We start from the raw sequence: 17,974 nt of genomic DNA on the forward strand, positions 1-17,974 counted from the left end.
ACAAGCACAGTCACAGTCACAAAAATCAGCGAAGTCGGCGAAGTCATCCAGTGATGCTTCAAGCATGCCCGATCCCGCACCCCGCCGCAACGGAATTACCTGACCGTCCACAGTGGACGAAAACTCAGGAGAACAGCGTGTCCAGCTTCGCCCGCACCCGGTCGAGGTCCTCGCTGTACTTCAGCACCGCGCCGAGGGTGCGCGCGGCCGTCGCGGCGTCCAGTTCGTCGCGCTGGAGCGCCAGCAAAGCCCGCGCCCAGTCAAGGGATTCGGCGACGCCCGGCGGTTTGAGAAGGTCCATCGCCCGGAGCCGGTGCACCGCGTCGGCGATCTGCCGGGCGAGCGTCTCGCCGATCCCCGGCAACCGGCGGCGCAGGATGTTGATCTCGCGAGCAAGATCAGGATGCTCGAGCCAGTGGTAAAGACACCGGCGCTTGAGCGCGTCATGCACCTCGCGCGTCCGGTTGGACGTCAGCACGACCAGCGGCGGCTGTTCCGCACGCACCTCGCCGTACTCCGGGATCGTGACGGTGTATTCGTCCAGCAACTGCAGGAGGAACGCCTCGAACTCATCGTCAGCACGGTCGATCTCGTCCACAAGCAGCACGCACGGCGTCGTAGTGAGCGCCTGCAGCAGCGGACGCGCGAGCAAAAACCGCTCCGTGTACAGCGAACGCTCGGCAGTTTCCGCGTCGAGCCGTCCGCCGTCGGCCGCTTCGAGGGCGCGCAGGTGCAGCAGCTGACGGGGGAAGTCCCACTCGTAGAGCGCCTGCGCGGCGTCGATGCCCTCGTGGCACTGAAGCCGCACCAACGGCCACTTCAACGCCTCGGACAACGCCAGCGCCAGCGACGTCTTCCCGGTGCCCGGCTCGCCTTCGCAGAAGAGCGGACGCTGCATCTGCGTCGCGAGGAATCCCGCGGTGGCCAGCCCCTCGTCGGCGAGGTAACCGGTGGTGTCGAGGGCAGCCGCGAGCGCGTCGGGCGAGGCGAGGGACTCTGTCACATCCCCGATCGTAGATCTGCGACCGCCAGGTTCGCCGTTCGCCGCCGCCCGGCGAGGCGCACCCGCGAGCCGATGAGCCGGGTCGCCGCGGATCCAGTGCCATTCACGACCAGGCCCGCGACGGATCCGGCCGGTTCAGCGGCCCGACACGATTCACCGCCAGTTCGACTTGGACTCCAGCCCTCGCTCAGCTCCATCGGCATACCCACCGCAAGCCGGTTATCGACCCGGCCCGCGTCGGCACCGTCCCGACGAGACAACCCGAAGAGCAGCAGATCAACCCCAGGCGAACCGCACCCGCCGACTCAGCCGCGCACCACCGCACCGTTCATCGCCGCTCCGCACCAGGCCCAGCCAAATCCCCAGGCCGATCGACGTCGCTACCGCTGCCGAGATCGCCGCACTCGACAAGCCGCACGTCAGACCGTCCGCGCAACCAGTCCCGCGCCCCGTGGTCACCACGCGCCGAACCCGCGATCTCGCCCCACCAACGCCGCCCGAACAACACCGGATGCCCAGGAACCCCCTGGTAAGCAGCCCGAACGACCGCGTCCTCCGAAGCCTCCCCGGCAATCCGCGCGAGCGCCGCGGCAGGCACCCACGGCAGATCCACCAGGTGCACCAGCACCGCCGTCGCCGACTCCCCCACGAGCGATTCGAGCCCGGCCTTCAGCGACTCCCCCATCCCGTCCTGCCACCGCTCGGCAAGCACCGGAGTGACGTCCGGCGGCAGCAGCGCGCGGACCTGATCAGCCGACGCGCCGACCACTACCCGTACCGAGGCGCATCCGGCCTCGGCCAGGTTCCGGACCGCCCGCCGGACCAGCGGTTCCCCGTCGTACTCGACCAGGGCCTTGGGCCCGCCGAACCGCCGCCCCGCCCCGGCGGCGAGCAGCAGTCCGGCAACCGGTTCCGGCATCGGCGCTCCTCAGCCCCGGACCGCTCGGCCGGGCGCGACCGCGGCGAGATCCGCCGAAATGGCGGTCGCGGTCTCGATCAGCGGCGGAACGAACTGAGTCCGGACGACGTCCACCGGCGTCCGGCTCGCGTGCGTCGAGATGTTCACCGCGGCGACCGCGCGCCCCTTCCGGTTGCGGATCGGCGCGGCGACCGAGCGCAGGCCTTCTTCGAGTTCCTGGTCGACCATCGCCCAGCCCTGCTCCCGCACCTTGGCCAGCTCGGCTTCGAGCGCGGTGCGGTGGGTGAGCGTGTGCGGGGTCAGCCGGTCGAGATCGGCGACGACGAAGTAGGCGTTGAGTTCCATCCGGTCCATGTCGGCGAGCAGCACGTGTCCCATCGACGTGGCGTGCGCGGGGAACCGCGTGCCGACGCTGATGCTCACCGTCATGATCCGCGACACCGCGACGCGCGCGACATACACGATGTCGGCGATCTCCAGCACCGACACGGAACTCGACTCGTGCACCTCCGCCGACAGCCGCTCCAGGTGCGGCTGCGAGATCTCGGCCAGGCTCAGGCTGGACAGATAGGCGTAGCCGAGTTCCAGCACGCGCGCGGTGAGCGAGAAGTACTTGCCGTCGGTGCGGACGTAGCCGAGGTCCACGAGCGTCAGCAGGAACCGGCGGGCAGCCGCGCGGGTCAGCCCGGTGACGCGCGCGACGTCGCTGAGCGTCGGGTGCGGCGCCTCGGCGCTGAACGCCTTGATCACCGCCAGCCCGCGTTCCAGCGACTGCACGTGGTGCGCGCCGCGTTCCGCCTGGTCGTCGGATTCCATGCGGCGAACCTTATCCGGCCGGTGGCTGGGCGGTGGGTTCTCCCAGTTCGGCGAGGACGCGCTGGGCGATCCCGATCGCCGTGTTCGCCGCCGGCACCCCCGCGTATACGCCGGTGTGCAGCAGGACTTCGCGGATCTCGTCCGCGGTGAGCCCGTTCCGCACCGCCGCGCGGACGTGCATCGCCAGCTCGTCGTGGCAGTGCAGCGCGGTGAGCGCGGCCAGCGTGATGCAGCTGCGGGTCCGCCGGTCGAGGCCGTCGCGCGTCCAGACCGAACCCCACGCCGCTTCGGTGATGTACTCCTGGAACGGCTTGCTGAACTCGGTGGTCCGCGCGGCCGCCCGGTCGACGTGCTCGTCGCCGAGCACCTCGCGGCGCACCCGCATGCCCGCCTCGTAGCGGTCTCCGGTCACTGTTCCTCCGTGATCCGCTCGAGGATCAGCCGGGTGAATTCGTCCGGCTGTTCGTAGCTGCCCAGGTGCGCGGCGGAGGCGACGACCTCGAGCCGGGCATCGGGGATGCCGTCGGCGATGACCCGCCCGTGCGGCTCGGCGGGCGTCGACGGGTCGTCGGCGCCCGCGATCACCAGCGTCGGGACGGAGATCTTCGGCAGGTCTCCGGTGAGGTCCATCCGCTCGATCACCTCGCAGCAGCCTGCATACCCCTCGTCGGGCTGCGCCGTGACCATCTCGCGCAGGTACGCGACCTGGTCCGGATGCGCCTGCGCGTAACCCGGCGTCACCCATCGCCCGACGCTCGCTTCCGCGACCGCCCCAGTGCCCTCGGCCCGCACGAGACGCGCGCGATCGGCCCACATCTCGGGCGGTCCGAGCAGCGCTGACGTGCAGCAGAGCGTGAGGCTCGCGAACCTCTCCGCAGCATGGACGCCGAGCCACATCCCGGTCATCCCGCCGAGCGACAGGCCGACGAAGTGCGCGCGCTCAACGCCGAGGTCGTCGAGCAGGCCCATCACGTCGCCGCCCAAGTCAGCCAGGTCGTACGGCCCCGGCGGCACCGGCGACGACCCGTGGCCGCGCGTGTCGTAGCGGACCACGCGGAATCCTCGTTCGGTCAACGGCGCGACCTGCGGCTCCCACATCCGGTGGTCGCTGCCGATCGAGTTGGAGAACACCACCACCGGACCCGCCGCCGGGCCCTCGACGACCCGGTGCACCCGGACACTGCTCACGCTTGAACCTCCACAATGGACACGGCCGGTCAGACCGCGAAGAACACCGTCTCGCCTTCGCCTTGCAAACGCACGTCGAACCGATAGTCGGCGCCGTCTTTCTTGGCCAGCAACGTGTCCCGGCGTTCCTCGGGAACACTCGCCAGCACGGCGTCGCCGGCGTTGTCCTGGTCTTCGAAGTAAATGCGCGTGACGACCCGGTTGAGCAGCCCGCGAGCGAACACCGACACGTCGATGTGCCGCGCCTGGGGAGCCCCGGACGCGTCCGGCACGACTCCAGGCAGCACCGTGAGAATCCGGTACTGGCCTTCGGCATCGGTGGGACATCGGCCGAACCCGCGGAACGGATCGCCGGGCTTGCCGCGCGGATCGTCGGGGTGGTCGAACCCGCCGTCCGGATCCGCCTGCCACGTCTCGATCATCGCGTCGGGAACCGGGTTGCCCGCGCCGTCGTACACCCCGCCGCGGATCCACACCGCGCCTTCGGTGCCTTCCGGGACCACGAACGGCCCGTCGTCCCACGGCAGCCCGATGGACAGATACGGCCCGACAGTCTGCGAGGGCGTGCCTTCGAGCCTCACTCGTCCTCCTCCTCGTCCTCGAACACCGACTGTTCCCGTCCGCGCACCACGATGTCGAACTGGAAGGCCAGCGCCCATTCCTCCTCGGTGCGGTCGAGGTCGAACCGGGAGATCATCCGCTGCCGCGCCTTCTCGTCCGGAATGGAGTTGAAGATCGGGTCCTGCGAGAACAGCGGGTCGTCCGGGAAGTACATCTGCGTGACGAGCCGCTGGGTGAACGCCGAGCCGAACACCGAGAAGTGGATGTGCGCGGGACGCCACGCGTTGTCGTGGTTCTTCCACGGGTACGCGCCGGGCTTGATGGTGGTGAACTCGTAGCGCCCGTCGCCGTCGGTCAGCGTGCGGCCGAGCCCGTCGAAGTTCGGGTCGAGCGGGGACGGCCAGCGGTCGCCGGTGTGCCGGTAGCGGCCGCCCGCGTTGGCCTGCCAGATCTCCACGAGCGAATCGCGGATCGGGCGCCCGTCGCCGTCGAGAAGCCTGCCGGTGACGATGATCCGCTGCCCCTGCGGCTCGCCCGCGTGCTGGCGGGTGAGGTCGTTGTCCAACTCGCCGAGCCGCCCCGGGCCGAGCAGCGGACCGGTGACCTCGGTGAGCATCTGCGGCAGCAGGACCAGCGGCTGCGTCGGATGCCGCAACGCGGTGGAACGGTACGGCGCGTAGTCGAGCGGCGGGTGGGTGCCGTCCGGATCAGGCCGGTACTGCGGCAGGCGCCGGTCGGTCGGTGTGGCCACGATGCCTCCCCTTTCTCAGCGATTCTCGAGCACGACAGCGAGACCCTGGCCGACCCCGATGCAGATCGCCGCGAGGCCCCAGCGACCGCCGGTGCGGCGGAGCTGATGCGCCAGCGCGCCGATGATCCGGCCGCCGGACGCACCGAGCGGGTGCCCGATCGCGATAGCCCCGCCGTTGCCGTTGACGATCTCCGGGTCGAGCTTCGACCATTCTTTCAGGCAGGCCAACGACTGTGCCGCGAACGCCTCGTTGAGTTCCACCGCGGCGAGGTCGCTCCAGCCGATGCCCGCCCGTTCGAGCGCGATCTCCGCCGCGCGCACCGGACCGATGCCGAACACGTCCGGGTCGACTCCCGCGGCACCGCGACCGGCGATCCGCGCCAGCGGCGTCGTGCCGAGCCGCTCGGCCGCCGCCGCGTCACCGAGCAGCAACGCCGACGCACCGTCGTTGAGCGGCGACGCGTTGCCCGCCGTGACGGTCCCGTTTTCCTTGCGGAACACGGTTTTCAGCTTCGCGAGCTTCTCGGGCGTGGAGTCCGGCCGGATGCCCTCGTCCCGGGTGAGCTCGACGCCTTCCACCGGAACCACGTGGTCGTCGTAGAAGCCCTCGTCCCACGCCCGTGCGGCGTTCACGTGACTGCGCGCGGCGAACGCGTCCTGCTCGTCCCGGCTGATGCCGTAACGCTCGGCGAGCAGTTCGGTGGACTCGCCGAGGGAAACGGTCCACTGCGACGGCATCGCCGGGTTGACCATCCGCCAGCCGAGCGCCGTGTTGTACAGCGTCTGGTTGCCTGCCGGGAAAGCCTTGTCCGGCTTCGGCATCACCAGCGGCGAGCGGCTCATCGACTCGACGCCGCCCGCGACCACCAGCGAGGCGTCGCCGACCTGGATCGCCCGGCTCGCCTGCATGGTCGCCTCGACGCCGGACCCGCACAGCCGGTTCACCGTCGCACCGGGAACCGACGTCGGCCAGCCCGCGAGGAGCGCGGCCATCCGCGCCACGTTCCGGTTGTCCTCGCCCGCGCCGTTGGCGTCGCCGAGCAGCACTTCGTCCACAGTGGACGGATCGAGCCCGTTGCGCTCGGCCAGCGCGCGCAGGACGCCCGCGGCCAGGTCGTCAGGGCGCACCCCGGAGAGAGCGCCGCCGTAGCGCCCGAAGGGAGTGCGGATCGCGTCGAGTACGTAAGCGTCGCTCATTCGCCGGCCTTCTTCAGTTCACGGAGCAGGGTCAGTTCGCGTTCAGTGGGCGCGGGGGTGGTCTTGAGATCCGCGGCCGCCTTCAGTGTCCACCCCGTCGCTTCCACGACCTGGTCCAGCTCGATCCCGGGGTGCAGTTCGGTGAGCGTGAGCTCCGCGGTTTCCGGATCGGGCCGCATCAGACCGAGGTCGGTGACCACGAGCGTCGGCCCGGCTCCGCGCAGGCCGAGCCGTTCGCGGTCGCCGCGCCCGGCGCCGTGGCCGAACGACGTCACGAAGTCGACCTTGTCCACAAAGGTGCGCTTGCTCTGCCGCAGCACGACGAACACTTCCTTGCAGGACGCGGCGATCTCCGGAGCCCCGCCCGCGCCGGGCAGGCGCACCTTCGGATCGTGGTAGTCGGAACCGATCACCGTGGTGTTGATGTTGCCGAACTTGTCCAGCTGCGCCGCGCCGAGGAACCCGACGTCGATCCGGCCCGGCTGAAGCCAGTAGTTGAACACCTCGGGCACGCTCACGACCGCGTCGGCGGTGTCGGCCAGCTCGCCGTCGCCGATCGACAGCGGCAGCCTGCTGGGTTTCGCGCCCAGGCAACCCGATTCGTAGATCAGGGTGAGATTCGGGGCGTGCGTGCGGCGGGCCAGATTGGCCGCCGTGCTGGGCAATCCGATCCCGACGAAACACGACATGCCCTCGCCGAGCGCACGCGCCGCGGCGACGCTCATCATCTCGTCAGCGGTGTACTCGCTCATGCCTTCACCCCGGTCAAGTCGTTCAGCCACTTGGCGAATTCCTCGCGGTCCCGGCCGATCTCGTCCCACGCCTGGTACGCGGCGTTGTCCCGCTCGTAATACCCGGCGGCGTACGAGGGCGCCGCGCCGCGCGGCGCCTCGGCCACCGCGGTGACCGCCCAGGACGGGAGGACCAGCGCGCCCGGCCGGGGCTCCAGCTCGTCGACGACCTCTTCCACGGTGACCAGCGACCGCTTCGCCGCCAGCACCGCTTCCTTCTGCACGCCCGCGATGCCCCACAGCTGGACGTTGCCCGCCCGGTCGGCGCGCTGCGCGTGCACGATCGTGACGTCCGGGTTCAGCGCGGGCACCGCGGTGAGCTGCTCGCCGGTGAACGGGCAGGTGATCGGCTTGATCGTGTCCGTCTGCGCGGGCAGATCGGTGCCGGTGTAGCCGCGCAGCACGGCGAACGGCAGCCCGGAAGCGCCTGCGACATAACGGTTCGCCATGCCCGCGTGGCTGTGCTCCTCGATCTCCAGCGGCACCGGCCACGAGTGCTGCACCGCGTCGCGGAACCGGTGCAACGAGCCGACTCCGGGGTTGCCGCCCCACGAGAAGATCAGCTTGCTCGCACAGCCCGCGCCGATGAGCTGGTCGTAGACGATGTCCGGCGTCATCCGCACGAGCGTGAGGTTCCGCCTGCCCTGACGGATGATCTCGTGCCCAGCCGCCACGGGGATGAGGTGCGTGAAGCCCTCGAGAGCGACGGTGTCTCCGTCGTGCACCAGCTCGGCGATCGCCTCGCCGAGCGACAGCACCCTTGCCATCACGAGCCCTTCCGTCTGGATCTTCCTGCTTCCGCCGTTTCCGTGCTAGCGTGTTCGCATAGCGCACAGAAGTTCTTCATATGAACATAGCACGATCCGGCCGCCCGCGGGAGTGCCAAAGGGTGAAGCGGACGTCCGGACAGACGGCACAAGACAACGCAAGGTTTGCGGGCTTCGAGAGGAATGAGGTGGTGCGATAAGACAACACGGTGCGCTGGGAGTCGGCGAACGGGTTTCGCGGCGGCACCGAGCGGCGCGGTCGGCGGCAGACCGGAATTTCGTTGCGTGGTACCGCAATGCGGAATTCGGGCACTGTCCGCCTCGGCGGCGTTCTGTCGCGGTTGGACGCTCCGTCGCAGCTCAGGCGGGTGTCCGGCGGTGAGCGCGCCGCGAACCTCGCTCGGGCGGCACAGTCGGCATTAGGCTGCTCGGCATGCCGAAGATCGCTGTCACCCGCTGGATCCCGGACGAGGCCGTGCAGGTGCTCGGCGAGGCAGGCGAAGTCGAAATCTCGCCGGAGGACCGGCCGCTCACGCCCGAGGAACTGCGGAAGTTCGTCGCCGGCTCGGCCGCGGTGGTGTCGATGCTGCACGACCGGATCGACGGCTCGGTCGCGGACGCGGCGGGTCCCGAGCTGAAGGTCGTCGCGAACGTCGCGGTGGGCTACGACAACGTGGACGTCAGTGCACTGGCGGACCGCGGGGTCGTGGTCGCCAACACGCCAGGCGTGCTCACCGACGCCACCGCGGATCTCGCGTTCGGACTGCTGCTGGCCGTCTCGCGGCGACTCGGCGAAGGCGAACGTTTGCTGCGCGCGCGGCAGCCGTGGTCGTTCCACCTCGGCTTCCTGCTCGGGTCCGGCTTGCAGGGCAAGACGCTCGGCATCGTCGGGCTCGGGCAGATCGGCCGCGCGGTGGCGACGCGGGCGGCGGCGTTCGGGATGCGGGTCGTCTACTCCGGACGGTCGGCGAAGCCGGACTTCGACGGCGAGTTCGTGGCGTTCGACGAGTTGCTGAGGCGTTCCGACTTCGTGTCGCTGCACTGCCCGCTGACTCCCGAGACCCGGCACCTCGTCGGCGCGGACGCGCTGCGGGCGATGAAACCGAGTGCGTACCTCGTGAACACCACGCGCGGTCCGGTGGTCGACGAGTCGGCGCTGGCCGACGCGCTCGAAGCCGGCGAGATCGCGGGCGCGGCGCTGGACGTGTTCGAGAAGGAGCCGGACGTCGAGCCACGGCTGCTGGAGCGCGACGACGTGGTGCTGACGCCGCACCTCGGATCAGCGACGGTGGAAACGCGCACGGCGATGGCGGTGCTGGCCGCGCGCAACGTCGTCTCGGTGCTCGCCGGCGCCGAGCCGCTGACGGGGGTGGGCCGATGACCCGGGTCGTGATCGCACCGGACAAGTTCAAGGGAAGCCTGACCGCGGTCGAGGTGACGGAAGCGATCGCGCACGGCGTGCGCGACGCGTTGCCGGACGCCGAGATCTCCACGTGTCCGGTCGCCGACGGCGGCGAAGGAACGCTGGAGGTGCTCGAGAACGCGGGCGGCTCGATGGTGCGGCTGTCGGTGCGCGGTCCGCTCGACGAACCGGTCGAGGCGCGGTACGTGCTGCTCGACGGCACGGCCTACGTCGAATCGGCGCGTGCGTGCGGCATCGAGTTCGTGACGCCGAGCCGGGAAGTCGCGCTCGCCGCGCACACGTGGGGCGTCGGCGAGTTGCTGAACGACGCCCTCGCCCGCGGAGCGCGGCGGCTCGTGCTGACCGTCGGCGGCACCGCCAGCACCGACGGTGGCGCCGGGATGCTGGCCGCGCTGGGTGCTGCCGTCCTCGACGCGTCCAGTGCGCCGGTCGGTCTCGGCGGCGGGTCGCTCGCGCAGGTCGCGCGCGTCGATCTGGGCCCGGTGCGGGAACGGCTGGGCGCGGTGCCGGTCGCAGTCGCGACAGACGTGACGAATCCGCTGCTTGGCGCGAACGGGGCGGCAGCCGTGTTCGGCCCGCAAAAGGGTGCCGACCCGGAGGACGTCCAAGCGCTCGACGAAGCACTGGCGCACTGGGCGAAGGCGCTTGTGCGGGCTGGCACGCCGGACGTGTCCGACCTGCCTGGAGCCGGGGCTGGCGGAGGCGTCGCGGCGGGGGCGATCGCCGCGTTCGGCGCGACGGTCAAGTCCGGCTTCGACCTGATCGCCGCGTTGACCGGCGTTGACGAAGCACTGACCGGCGCGGATCTGGTGATCACCGGCGAGGGGTCGCTGGACGAACAATCATTGTCCGGCAAGGCCCCGGCAGGCATCGCGGCTCGCGCCGGGCGGACAGGCATCCCGCTGCTCGTGCTCGCCGGACGGATCCAGCTGGACGCGGACGCGCTGGCCAGCCTGGGAGTCGTGGGCAGCAGTGCGCTGATCGACCACGCGCCGTCGCTGGACCACGCCCGCGCCCACGCCGCGGAACTGCTGCGCGAACGGGCCGCCGTGCTGGTTCAGGACTGGCTGCGCACTAAGTAAGCAAAGCGCTCCCGCGATCAACCGCAGGAGCGCTTCTGCTCAACTCAGCCGTCTTGGACAACCCGTGTCTTGGACGGCGGTGCCACCCAGGGATCGGCCATGGATCAACTCGCCGGCCCCGGACGCCCCGAGACATCCAGCAGTTCCGGCGAACGGCACACGGGATCAGCCGACGGACACCGCCGCGCGAACCCCGTGGCCGAACGCTTGCGCAGCCGTCAGGCGGACTGCTGCTGGGGCAGGACGGCGAAGGCGACGTCGCCGGTGTCGTCCTGCTGAACGTCGAGGACCTTGTCGTCCAGCAACGCGGCTGCCTGCGGCTCGAGGAAGACCTTCGCCCCGCCGTCGGCTCCGACGATGCGGTCGCCGTCCTCCGGGGCCGGGGCTACCGACAGCGCCAGTTGGGCGCCGTCGCCTTCCATGCTCTGCAGCGCGAAGCGCAGGCCGCTTTCTTCGGAGCCAGTGCCTTGGTCAGCGGTCAGCGCGGTGATCGCCTCGGCGGCGGCTTCGGTAACGGTCAGCATCTTTCGGCCTTCCCTTCGTCGCAGTCGGATGCGCACGGTCGGTTGCAGGGTGGTTTTTCACGCTAAAGGCGGCACGACCGTCGCGCAGTGTGAGCGCGAGAGGCGTTGCCGCGACGGTGGAACCTGTCACAAATACGTTTGAGATCAGGCTCTTCGGGCCATAGCCGACCGGATCGCGTCGGCGACCGTGCAGCCCCCGTGGTCGACCCGCTCGCCCGGTCTGGGATCCGCGGGCCAGCCAGCCCCGGCCTCGCCCGCTCTGACCGGCTCGCCAGCGTTGACTGATCCCTCGACGACCCCTCCAGCCACCGGCGGCCGAACCTCCGGCAGCTCCCCCGCACGCTGACTCTCACGGACCTCGGCCGAGCCTGTCCCAGCACGCACCGCACTTCTGGGCGCGAGCGCACGGAACGGGTCGACATGGGAACTGTCCGCCCCGGGTGCTTGACTCTCGAGGAGAGCGTCGTCACCGGAATCGCTCACGGGCACCTCCCGAAAGTCCGGATTGTTCGTGGTGAGCTACCCGAGGCGGCTTCCGGTGAAACGGGCCGAACGGCTGTCGTCGGAATCACAGCGGTTCCTGCGGTCTGCCAGGGCGTAAGCGGGCTGAGCGGAGCTAGCGTCGAAACCATGACCACCACCAGGTGGATGCCGCGCGGCCGAATCGGAATCCGCCCCCGGCGCAACCCCGGCCCGGACGCCGCCAGCAACGACCCGCTCGGCGACGACGCGATCGACGCCATGCCGGAATACCACGCGCTCGACGAGCCTTCAGGCCGGTCCTCAAGCCTCGATGAGACCGCCGACCAGCTCTACCCTGCCGCACTCGCCGACGAGCTCAACCACCGCACCGCACCGGACTCCAACGCCGACCGTCGCGGAGACGACGCCCGTCGCCACTCAACGGCCAATCCGAGCACCGACGATCTCGGGACAACCGATGGTGACGCTGATCCGCTCGCGCCAGAGTCCGGAGACGAGAGCGCCCGTCGCCACCTAGCGGCGAACGCGAGCACGAATCGCCATTCAACGGCAACTGTCCCTGGATCCTCGCTGTCGCCCAGCCCCGGGGACGAACTCGACAGCCACGACCAGGTGACCAACGCGAACGCGAATCGCCGCCAACCGGCAACGGGCGGTGTCGAACCGCTGCCGCCGGAGATCACCAGTCGCCGCTCAGCGGCCAATCCGCACAGCGCTCACGGTGAAGCAGCGACCGACAACACCGAACCACCGCACCCGGACGCCAGCAGCCAACACACCAATCGCCACCCAGCGGCTAACCCCGCCAGCGCCCCCGGTGAAGCGGCAACTGACAACGCCGAACCTCAGCGCTCCGGCACCACCCAGCGCACCAGTCGCCACCCGGCGGCCAATCCCAACAGCGCCCAACGTCAAACGGCGACCGACAACGCCGAACCGCCGCACCCCAGCAGCCAACACGCCAGTCGCCATTCAACGGCTAATCCCAACAGTGCCCGCCGCGAAGCGTCAGCCGACAACACCGAACCACCGCACCCGGGTGTCAGCACCCAGCGCACCAGTCGCCACTCAACGGCTAACCCGAACGGCACTCACCACAAGACGGCAACTGGCGACGTCGACCTGCATCCGCCAGAGTCCGCCAACGACACCGCCGCCGAAGCCATCCATCCGCCCCGATCCGCAACGGATCTCGTAGCCGGAGCCAACCCCGACGGGCCTCACCCGAATCCGTCCGCCATCCCAGCTCCGCATCCAGCACCCGCGACCGTTGCCGATAATCGGCAAAACCACTCCGCCGACCGCACCGCCCGCCGCCGAGAGATCGGGAGTCATGCGGCCTGGTATCTGGCCGCGGGTGTCGTCACCACCGGACTGCAGGCCGTCCTCTTCCTCGCCTTCCGCCCGGAAATCGGCGCGCAATGGGCGAATCTCGCCGCGCTCGCGATCACGACGGTCGGCAACACCGAGTTCCACCGGCGCGTCACGTTCGCCAAACGGAGCAGCCGCGCGGGCAAGCGGCATCTCCAGGATCTCGTCACGTTCGCCTTCTACGCCGGCTACGGATCAGCCGTCCTCGCGGCCCTCGACGCCGTCGTCGCGCATCCCTCCGCCGGGCAGCAAACCGCCGTGCTTCTCGCGGCCAGTTTCGTCGGCGGGGTCGTGCGGTTCGCCGTTCTGCGCTGGTGGGTTTTCGCCCGGACGCGGCGAACGGACGTGACACAAGATCACCAACGGTAGTGGAACCCGTTCTACCCGCAGTGCGACCACTCTCTGTTGTGCTACCCGGGCATCACTCTTCGTGACGCATCAAATCGGACATCCGCACATGCTGCGAGGCCGGATTCGTACTGTGCGTCGGCTGGTCTCGTTTGTGTCAAGACCACTGCTGCTAACGGGGTATTCGTAGTTGAAATGTGGACGGTCGGCCTCCGGCCGCTTAAGGTTACGGAGCGTCGCAACGATCGCAGTGCTCCCCCCGTTCGATTGGAGTACCTGCGACCGCAACATCACAGAGTGTTGACCCCAAGACAGCGACGGTCGCAGGGTTGCCGGGGAGACGACCATGACAGCACCGTCGAAGACGTCCCGTACTGCGGTGTCCGGCGTCGCGGGCTACGTGAGCCCTGCGGCCCTGCCCCGGTCCGGCGGACGTCTCACCAAGGAAGACCTCGACCCTCTCGTACGCGCCGCGGGGCAGGGCGATCAAGCCGCGATCGCCGACCTGCTGCACGTGCTCCGCCCCGTTGTCGCCCGCTACTGCCGGGCCCGGATGGGCGGCCGCGACCTCTCCTACCTCGCCGCCGACGACGTCGCGCAGGACGTCTGCATGGCCGTGCTCAAGGCCCTTCCCGACTACCAGGACCGCGGCGGCTCGTTCCTCTACCTCGTGCACGCGATCGCGGCCAACAAGGTCGCCGACGCCTACCGGGCCGTAGCGCGCGACCGTTCCGAGCCGGTGCCCGAGTTGCCCGAACACCCGCTCGCGGGCGGCAACGAGCCGGAATCGCACGCGCTGCGCCTCGACCTCGGCAGCCGCCTGCAGGAGCTGCTCACCCGCCTCGCCCCGTTGCAGCAGGAGATCCTGGCGCTGCGGATCGTCGTCGGCCTCAGCGCGAACGAGACGGCTGAAACGCTGGGCATATCGGCCGGCAACGTCCGCGTCACGCAGCACCGTGCGTTGTCCAAGCTGCGCGAGATGGTGCAGGGCCAGGACTTCTGAGCCGTTCCGTCACTCGAACGGCTGGAACGCCGCCGCGGACCGCGGAATAGGTCGACAGGCTCTGTTCCGCACGGCACTCTGGATTTAGCCCGCCGCATCTCTCAGCTCAATTCATAAACGCGTGCCGCCGTGTGTTCGAAGACGTCCAGCCGTTCTGGGTCGCTCAGCACTCCGGTCAGCGACACCGCCGCGTCCAGTACGACTTCGTACGCTGCCGCCAGTTCGCACACTGGCCAGTCGGAGCCGAACATGACCCGGTTCGCTCCGAACGACTCGAAAACGTGGTCTGCGTAGCGGCGCAAATGGCCAACCTGCCATGCGCGCCAGTCGGCTTCCGTCACCAAGCCGGACAGCTTGCAGTGCACGTTCTCGTGCGCGGCCAGCGATGCGACGCCGTTTGCCCACGGCTGCCATTCGCCGGCCGCGATGCCAGGTTTCGCGGCATGGTCGAGGACCAGTCGCAGCTCCGGCAAGCGTTCGGCGACCTGCCGGGCGGCGTCGAGCTGCGCCGGTGTCACCAGCAGGTCGTAGACCAGGCCTGCGGTGCCGACCGCGCTCAGGCCGTGCAGGATTTCCGGACGCAGCAGCCACTCCGGGTCCGGTTCGTCCTCGACCTGGTGCCGGATGCCGACCAGCGGCCCGAGTTCGCGCAGCCGGGCGAGCCGGTCGGACACGTCCGGGGCGGCGAGGTCGACCCAGCCGACCACGCCTGCCACCAGTGGCTCGGACGCGGCCGTGGTCAGGAACTCCTCGGTTTCCGCCTCGTCCGAGACGGTCTGCACCAGCACCGTGGCGTGGACTCCCGCCGCGGTGGTCACCGTGCGCAGATCGTCGACTGTGTACGGCTTGCGGATCGGGGCCAGCGCGTCGCCGGACATCCACGGGTACTCGCGGCGCGCCGGATCCCACAGGTGGTGGTGCGAATCGATCACTGGGTTCCTCCGGACACGACAGGGCGGGCGGCCGACCGCAGCAGGCCGGCGTCGGCGAGGTCGTCCCACAGTACGGCCGGGATATTCGCCGCTGCCCGGCGAACGTTCAGCGACACCTGCTCGGCGTCGTGCGCGCCGACGACCACCGACACCACCGCGGGGTGCGTGCGCGGCAACGCGAGCGCCGCCTCGGGCAGCGAAACACCATGCCGCGCGCAGATTTCCGCTATTTTCTGCGCTTTCTCCACGAGATCCGCAGGGGCGGCCGTGTAATCGTAAATAGTGCCGGGTTGTTCAGTGGCGAGAATTCCCCCGTTGAACACCCCGCCCGCCACGACTCCGACGCCGCGTTCGACGCACAGCGGCAACAACTCGTCCAACGCCGGCTGGTTCAGCAAGGTGTAGCGACCGGCCATCAGGACATGGTCGAGATCGAACCGGCGCACGAATTCCGCCAGCATCGGCGCCTGGTTCATCCCGGCTCCGATCGCGCCCACGACGCCCTGCTCGCGCAACTCCAGCAATGCCGGGAACGCGCCGGAAACCGCTTCCTCGAAATGATCGTCCGGATCGTGCACGTACACGAGATCGATACGGTCGAGACCCAGCCGGTCCAAGCTCGACCCCAGCGAACGCAGCACCCCGTCGCGGCTGAAATCCCAGCGGCGGCGGTAAGTCCCGGGGACGTCGAAGCCCTGGTCGTCGCGTTCCCCGGGTGCCACCGCGCGCGGTTCCAGCACCCGTCCGACTTTCGTGGACAGGACGTATTCGGCGCGCGGATACGCCGCCAGCGCGGCCCCGAGCCGACGCTCGGACAGTCCGAGCCCGTAGTGCGGCGCAGTGTCGAAGTAGCGGATCCCCTCGTCCCATGCCCGCCGCACGCTCGCCGCGGCGATTTCGTCCGGCACCGCGTGGTAGAGGTTGCCCAGCTGCGCGCCGCCGAGTCCCAGCGGGGGAAGGTCCACGGTCACGCCTCCGCCGGTAGTTGCCACACCAGCCCGAGGCCGTGCGCGACATCGGAATGGTCGAGGTCGAGGAGTGCGTTGATCCGCTTCTGCCACGCGATGTCAGCCGGGTCGTCGGCGAGTTTCGCGCGCATCTGCTCGAAATCGTCCACCTCGACGAAATGGAACAGGTCGAGCCCGTCGCGCCAGATCCGCCACGAGCGCACCCCGGCGCGGCGCAGTGCGGCGTCCAGATCTCCCGGGATCACCGCGTGCACCTCCTCGTAGATTTTCTCCATTCCGGGCTTGAGCCGGGTGCGCAAGGCGACCGTTTGCGGCGCCGGGCCGTGGGTCATCGTTCCTCCTGACGGGAGTCGTGGCACGCTGTAGGGGGTAAACATCCGAGGTCTCTGCAGGGAGGGCGGTCCCGATGCCCGTCACCGATGTCGCGATCGACAAGATCAAGGACATGATCATTTCGGGCGAGCTGGCCCCGGGCGACCGGCTCCCCAAGGAGGCCGAGCTCGCGCAGCGGCTGGGGCTGTCCCGCAGTTCGCTGCGGGAAGCGGTGAAGGCGCTGTGCCTGATCCGGGTCCTGGACGTGCGCCAGGGCGACGGCACGTACGTCACCAGCCTGGAGCCGAACCTGCTGCTCGACGCGATGACCTTCGTCGTCGATTTTCACCGCGACGACACCGTGCTCGATTTCCTTGCCGTGCGGCGGATTCTGGAGCCCGCGGCCACCGCGATGGCGGCGCTGCACATGCGTGACGAGGATGTCGCCGAACTCGGTGCGCTGCTCGGCGAACTGGAGGACTCGCCGACCGTCGAGGCGCTGGTGGCCAACGATTTGCAGTTCCACCGCAAAATCGCGGACGGCTCGGGCAATCCGGTGCTGTGCTCGCTGCTCGAAAGCCTTTCCGGCCCGACGGCACGCGCCCGGATCTGGCGCGGCCTCACCCAGGAAGGCGCGGTAGCCCGAACCCGGGAACAACACGCCGCGATCTACGACGCGATCGCCGCGCGAGAACCGGAACTGGCCCGCTCGTGGGCGACGGTGCACGTGGCCGGAGTGGAGCAATGGCTCCGCAGCACCCTGGTCGAGGACGCCGCGGCTGGCGATGACGCCGAGCCCGCCGCTTCCTGACCGGACGGGGAATGCAGCGTTCCCTGACCGACCAGAGACGGCAGCAGTTCCCGACTGGACAGGAACGGCAGCGGCTCCGGACCAGACACGGACTGCACTGACTTCTAACCGACCAGAGACGGCAGCAGTTCCCGACTGGACAGGAACGGCGACGGTTCCGGACCGAACACGGAGTGCAGCGTTCCCTGACCGGCCGGAAGTGGCGGGCGGTCTGGACCGGGCAGGAACAGCGGCAGTTCCGGACCGGACACGGACTGCGGTGACTTCTGACTGGACGGCGATGTCAGCGGTCTCTGCGCGGTTTGTTGCAGTGACGGGCCCCTTCGTTCCTTGCCGATCGGAGTGAGGGGACCCGTCACTCGCGTTCGGTTGGAGTGAAGGGGACTTTCGCGCCTGCACTGCGGGAGTGACGGGACCCCTCACCCCATGACGGGCGACGCGGATGGACCCATCACGCACGCACGGCAGGAGCGAGGGGGACCTTCGCGCCTCTGGCCAGACAGCGGCCGCCAGGCGCCAACCCGACCGGGGTGGCGGGACCCATCGTGCAAGCCCGGCTGAAGCGGCGGGGACTCGTTCTCCAAGCGGCGGGATGAAGGGTCCCTTCATCGACTCCGGCTCTTGTGCGGTGAAAGGACCCTCTATCGGCTCCGGCTCTTGGGCGATGAAGGGACCCTTCATCGCCCAAGACACGGCGGAGAGGGCGGGTGCCGCGGAAGCTGGA

General features: G+C 69.5%; 20 protein-coding genes. 6 read left to right on the plus strand and 14 right to left on the minus strand.

Annotation, left to right across the window (positions count from 1 at the left end; genetic code table 11):
• Positions 1-124: 124 nt before the first annotated feature.
• The 10 genes from ABZX37_RS08490 to ABZX37_RS08535 all read right to left on the minus strand — a co-directional run bounded on the left by ABZX37_RS08490 (position 125) and on the right by ABZX37_RS08535 (position 7,993).
• Positions 125-1,003: a MoxR family ATPase gene (locus tag ABZX37_RS08490; RefSeq protein WP_354737343.1), complete on the minus strand. Its 879-nt coding sequence runs from the start codon at positions 1,001-1,003 to the stop codon at positions 125-127.
• A 328-nt stretch (positions 1,004-1,331) separates the two neighbouring features.
• Complete coding sequence (locus ABZX37_RS08495; RefSeq protein ID WP_354737345.1) at positions 1,332-1,922, minus strand: nucleotidyltransferase family protein; 591 nt, start codon at positions 1,920-1,922, stop codon at positions 1,332-1,334.
• Positions 1,923-1,931: 9 nt separating this feature from the next.
• Positions 1,932-2,738 carry an IclR family transcriptional regulator C-terminal domain-containing protein gene (locus tag ABZX37_RS08500; protein WP_354737347.1) on the minus strand — a complete coding sequence of 269 codons (807 nt, stop codon included), beginning with the start codon at positions 2,736-2,738 and terminating at the stop codon, positions 1,932-1,934.
• A 10-nt stretch (positions 2,739-2,748) separates the two neighbouring features.
• Entirely contained in the window at positions 2,749-3,150 is a 402-nt protein-coding gene (gene pcaC, locus ABZX37_RS08505) for a 4-carboxymuconolactone decarboxylase (protein WP_354737349.1), read from the minus strand.
• A complete protein-coding gene (pcaD, locus tag ABZX37_RS08510) occupies positions 3,147-3,926 on the minus strand; it encodes a 3-oxoadipate enol-lactonase (protein WP_354737351.1) in 780 nt (259 codons plus the stop codon). Before pcaD ends, pcaC begins: the two co-directional genes overlap by 4 nt.
• A gap of 29 nt (positions 3,927-3,955) precedes the next feature.
• Entirely contained in the window at positions 3,956-4,507 is a 552-nt protein-coding gene (pcaG, locus tag ABZX37_RS08515) for a protocatechuate 3,4-dioxygenase subunit alpha (RefSeq protein ID WP_354737353.1), read from the minus strand.
• Entirely contained in the window at positions 4,504-5,238 is a 735-nt protein-coding gene (pcaH, locus tag ABZX37_RS08520; protein ID WP_354737355.1) for a protocatechuate 3,4-dioxygenase subunit beta, read from the minus strand. Before pcaH ends, pcaG begins: the two co-directional genes overlap by 4 nt.
• A gap of 15 nt (positions 5,239-5,253) precedes the next feature.
• Positions 5,254-6,435: a thiolase family protein gene (locus tag ABZX37_RS08525; RefSeq protein WP_354737357.1), complete on the minus strand. Its 1,182-nt coding sequence runs from the start codon at positions 6,433-6,435 to the stop codon at positions 5,254-5,256.
• Positions 6,432-7,187 (minus strand): CoA-transferase subunit beta, encoded by a 756-nt coding sequence (locus ABZX37_RS08530; RefSeq protein ID WP_354737359.1) that lies wholly within the window; start codon positions 7,185-7,187, stop codon positions 6,432-6,434. Before ABZX37_RS08530 ends, ABZX37_RS08525 begins: the two co-directional genes overlap by 4 nt.
• Positions 7,184-7,993, minus strand: coding sequence for a CoA transferase subunit A (locus ABZX37_RS08535; protein ID WP_354737361.1), 810 nt, complete (start codon positions 7,991-7,993; stop codon positions 7,184-7,186). Before ABZX37_RS08535 ends, ABZX37_RS08530 begins: the two co-directional genes overlap by 4 nt.
• A 433-nt stretch (positions 7,994-8,426) precedes the next feature.
• On the opposite strand from ABZX37_RS08535, the gene ABZX37_RS08540 reads away from it, so the two are divergent.
• Together ABZX37_RS08540 and ABZX37_RS08545 are read left to right on the plus strand one after the other, a co-directional pair.
• Positions 8,427-9,374, plus strand: coding sequence for a D-glycerate dehydrogenase (locus ABZX37_RS08540; RefSeq protein ID WP_354737363.1), 948 nt, complete (start codon positions 8,427-8,429; stop codon positions 9,372-9,374).
• Positions 9,371-10,498 carry a glycerate kinase gene (locus tag ABZX37_RS08545; protein WP_354737365.1) on the plus strand — a complete coding sequence of 376 codons (1,128 nt, stop codon included), beginning with the start codon at positions 9,371-9,373 and terminating at the stop codon, positions 10,496-10,498. Before ABZX37_RS08540 ends, ABZX37_RS08545 begins: the two co-directional genes overlap by 4 nt.
• 218 nt (positions 10,499-10,716) lie before the next feature.
• Here ABZX37_RS08545 and ABZX37_RS08550 read toward each other — a convergent pair whose 3' ends face one another.
• Entirely contained in the window at positions 10,717-11,022 is a 306-nt protein-coding gene (locus ABZX37_RS08550; protein WP_354737367.1) for an iron-sulfur cluster biosynthesis protein, read from the minus strand.
• Positions 11,023-12,828: 1,806 nt separating this feature from the next.
• Here ABZX37_RS08550 and ABZX37_RS08555 point away from each other — a divergent pair.
• Both ABZX37_RS08555 and shbA read left to right on the plus strand, forming a co-directional pair.
• On the plus strand, positions 12,829-13,245 hold the full coding sequence (locus tag ABZX37_RS08555; RefSeq protein WP_354737751.1) for a GtrA family protein: 417 nt from the start codon (positions 12,829-12,831) through the stop codon (positions 13,243-13,245).
• Positions 13,246-13,570: 325 nt separating this feature from the next.
• Entirely contained in the window at positions 13,571-14,227 is a 657-nt protein-coding gene (gene shbA, locus ABZX37_RS08560) for an RNA polymerase sigma factor ShbA (protein WP_354737369.1), read from the plus strand.
• Between the two features lie 101 nt (positions 14,228-14,328).
• Here the strand turns inward: shbA and ABZX37_RS08565 are convergent, their stop codons facing one another.
• Genes ABZX37_RS08565 through ABZX37_RS08575 form a run of 3 tightly spaced genes read right to left on the minus strand, consistent with a single transcriptional unit; the run spans position 14,329 to position 16,459 of the window.
• Complete coding sequence (locus ABZX37_RS08565; RefSeq protein ID WP_354737371.1) at positions 14,329-15,159, minus strand: amidohydrolase family protein; 831 nt, start codon at positions 15,157-15,159, stop codon at positions 14,329-14,331.
• Entirely contained in the window at positions 15,156-16,130 is a 975-nt protein-coding gene (locus ABZX37_RS08570; protein ID WP_354737373.1) for an aldo/keto reductase, read from the minus strand. The genes ABZX37_RS08565 and ABZX37_RS08570 overlap by 4 nt, the downstream gene beginning before the upstream one ends.
• On the minus strand, positions 16,127-16,459 hold the full coding sequence (locus ABZX37_RS08575) for an L-rhamnose mutarotase (RefSeq protein WP_354737375.1): 333 nt from the start codon (positions 16,457-16,459) through the stop codon (positions 16,127-16,129). The genes ABZX37_RS08570 and ABZX37_RS08575 overlap by 4 nt, the downstream gene beginning before the upstream one ends.
• Positions 16,460-16,533: 74 nt before the next feature.
• Between ABZX37_RS08575 and ABZX37_RS08580 the strand changes: the two genes are divergently transcribed.
• Both ABZX37_RS08580 and ABZX37_RS08585 read left to right on the plus strand, forming a co-directional pair.
• Positions 16,534-17,250 (plus strand): FadR/GntR family transcriptional regulator, encoded by a 717-nt coding sequence (locus ABZX37_RS08580; RefSeq protein ID WP_344285917.1) that lies wholly within the window; start codon positions 16,534-16,536, stop codon positions 17,248-17,250.
• The gene (locus tag ABZX37_RS08585; protein WP_354737377.1) at positions 17,225-17,596 is read left to right on the plus strand and encodes a hypothetical protein; all 372 of its coding nucleotides are present in this window, start codon (positions 17,225-17,227) and stop codon (positions 17,594-17,596) included. The genes ABZX37_RS08580 and ABZX37_RS08585 overlap by 26 nt, the downstream gene beginning before the upstream one ends.
• Positions 17,597-17,974 lie beyond the last annotated feature (378 nt).

Source organism: Amycolatopsis sp. NPDC004079 (genome assembly GCF_040610415.1).
Taxonomy (GTDB): Bacteria; Actinomycetota; Actinomycetes; order Mycobacteriales; family Pseudonocardiaceae; genus Amycolatopsis; species Amycolatopsis halotolerans.

Coding starts and splice junctions, on each gene's coding strand:
- ABZX37_RS08495 (WP_354737345.1), bottom strand. CDS start 1,922: ATGCCGGAACCGGTTGCCGGACTGCTGCTCGCCGCCGGGGCGGGGCGG.
- ABZX37_RS08500 (WP_354737347.1), bottom strand. CDS start 2,738: ATGGAATCCGACGACCAGGCGGAACGCGGCGCGCACCACGTGCAGTCG.
- ABZX37_RS08525 (WP_354737357.1), bottom strand. CDS start 6,435: ATGAGCGACGCTTACGTACTCGACGCGATCCGCACTCCCTTCGGGCGC.
- ABZX37_RS08530 (WP_354737359.1), bottom strand. CDS start 7,187: ATGAGCGAGTACACCGCTGACGAGATGATGAGCGTCGCCGCGGCGCGT.
- ABZX37_RS08535 (WP_354737361.1), bottom strand. CDS start 7,993: ATGGCAAGGGTGCTGTCGCTCGGCGAGGCGATCGCCGAGCTGGTGCAC.
- ABZX37_RS08540 (WP_354737363.1), top strand. CDS start 8,427: ATGCCGAAGATCGCTGTCACCCGCTGGATCCCGGACGAGGCCGTGCAG.
- ABZX37_RS08545 (WP_354737365.1), top strand. CDS start 9,371: ATGACCCGGGTCGTGATCGCACCGGACAAGTTCAAGGGAAGCCTGACC.
- ABZX37_RS08550 (WP_354737367.1), bottom strand. CDS start 11,022: ATGCTGACCGTTACCGAAGCCGCCGCCGAGGCGATCACCGCGCTGACC.
- shbA (WP_354737369.1), top strand. CDS start 13,571: ATGACAGCACCGTCGAAGACGTCCCGTACTGCGGTGTCCGGCGTCGCG.
- ABZX37_RS08575 (WP_354737375.1), bottom strand. CDS start 16,459: ATGACCCACGGCCCGGCGCCGCAAACGGTCGCCTTGCGCACCCGGCTC.
- ABZX37_RS08580 (WP_344285917.1), top strand. CDS start 16,534: ATGCCCGTCACCGATGTCGCGATCGACAAGATCAAGGACATGATCATT.
- ABZX37_RS08585 (WP_354737377.1), top strand. CDS start 17,225: ATGACGCCGAGCCCGCCGCTTCCTGACCGGACGGGGAATGCAGCGTTC.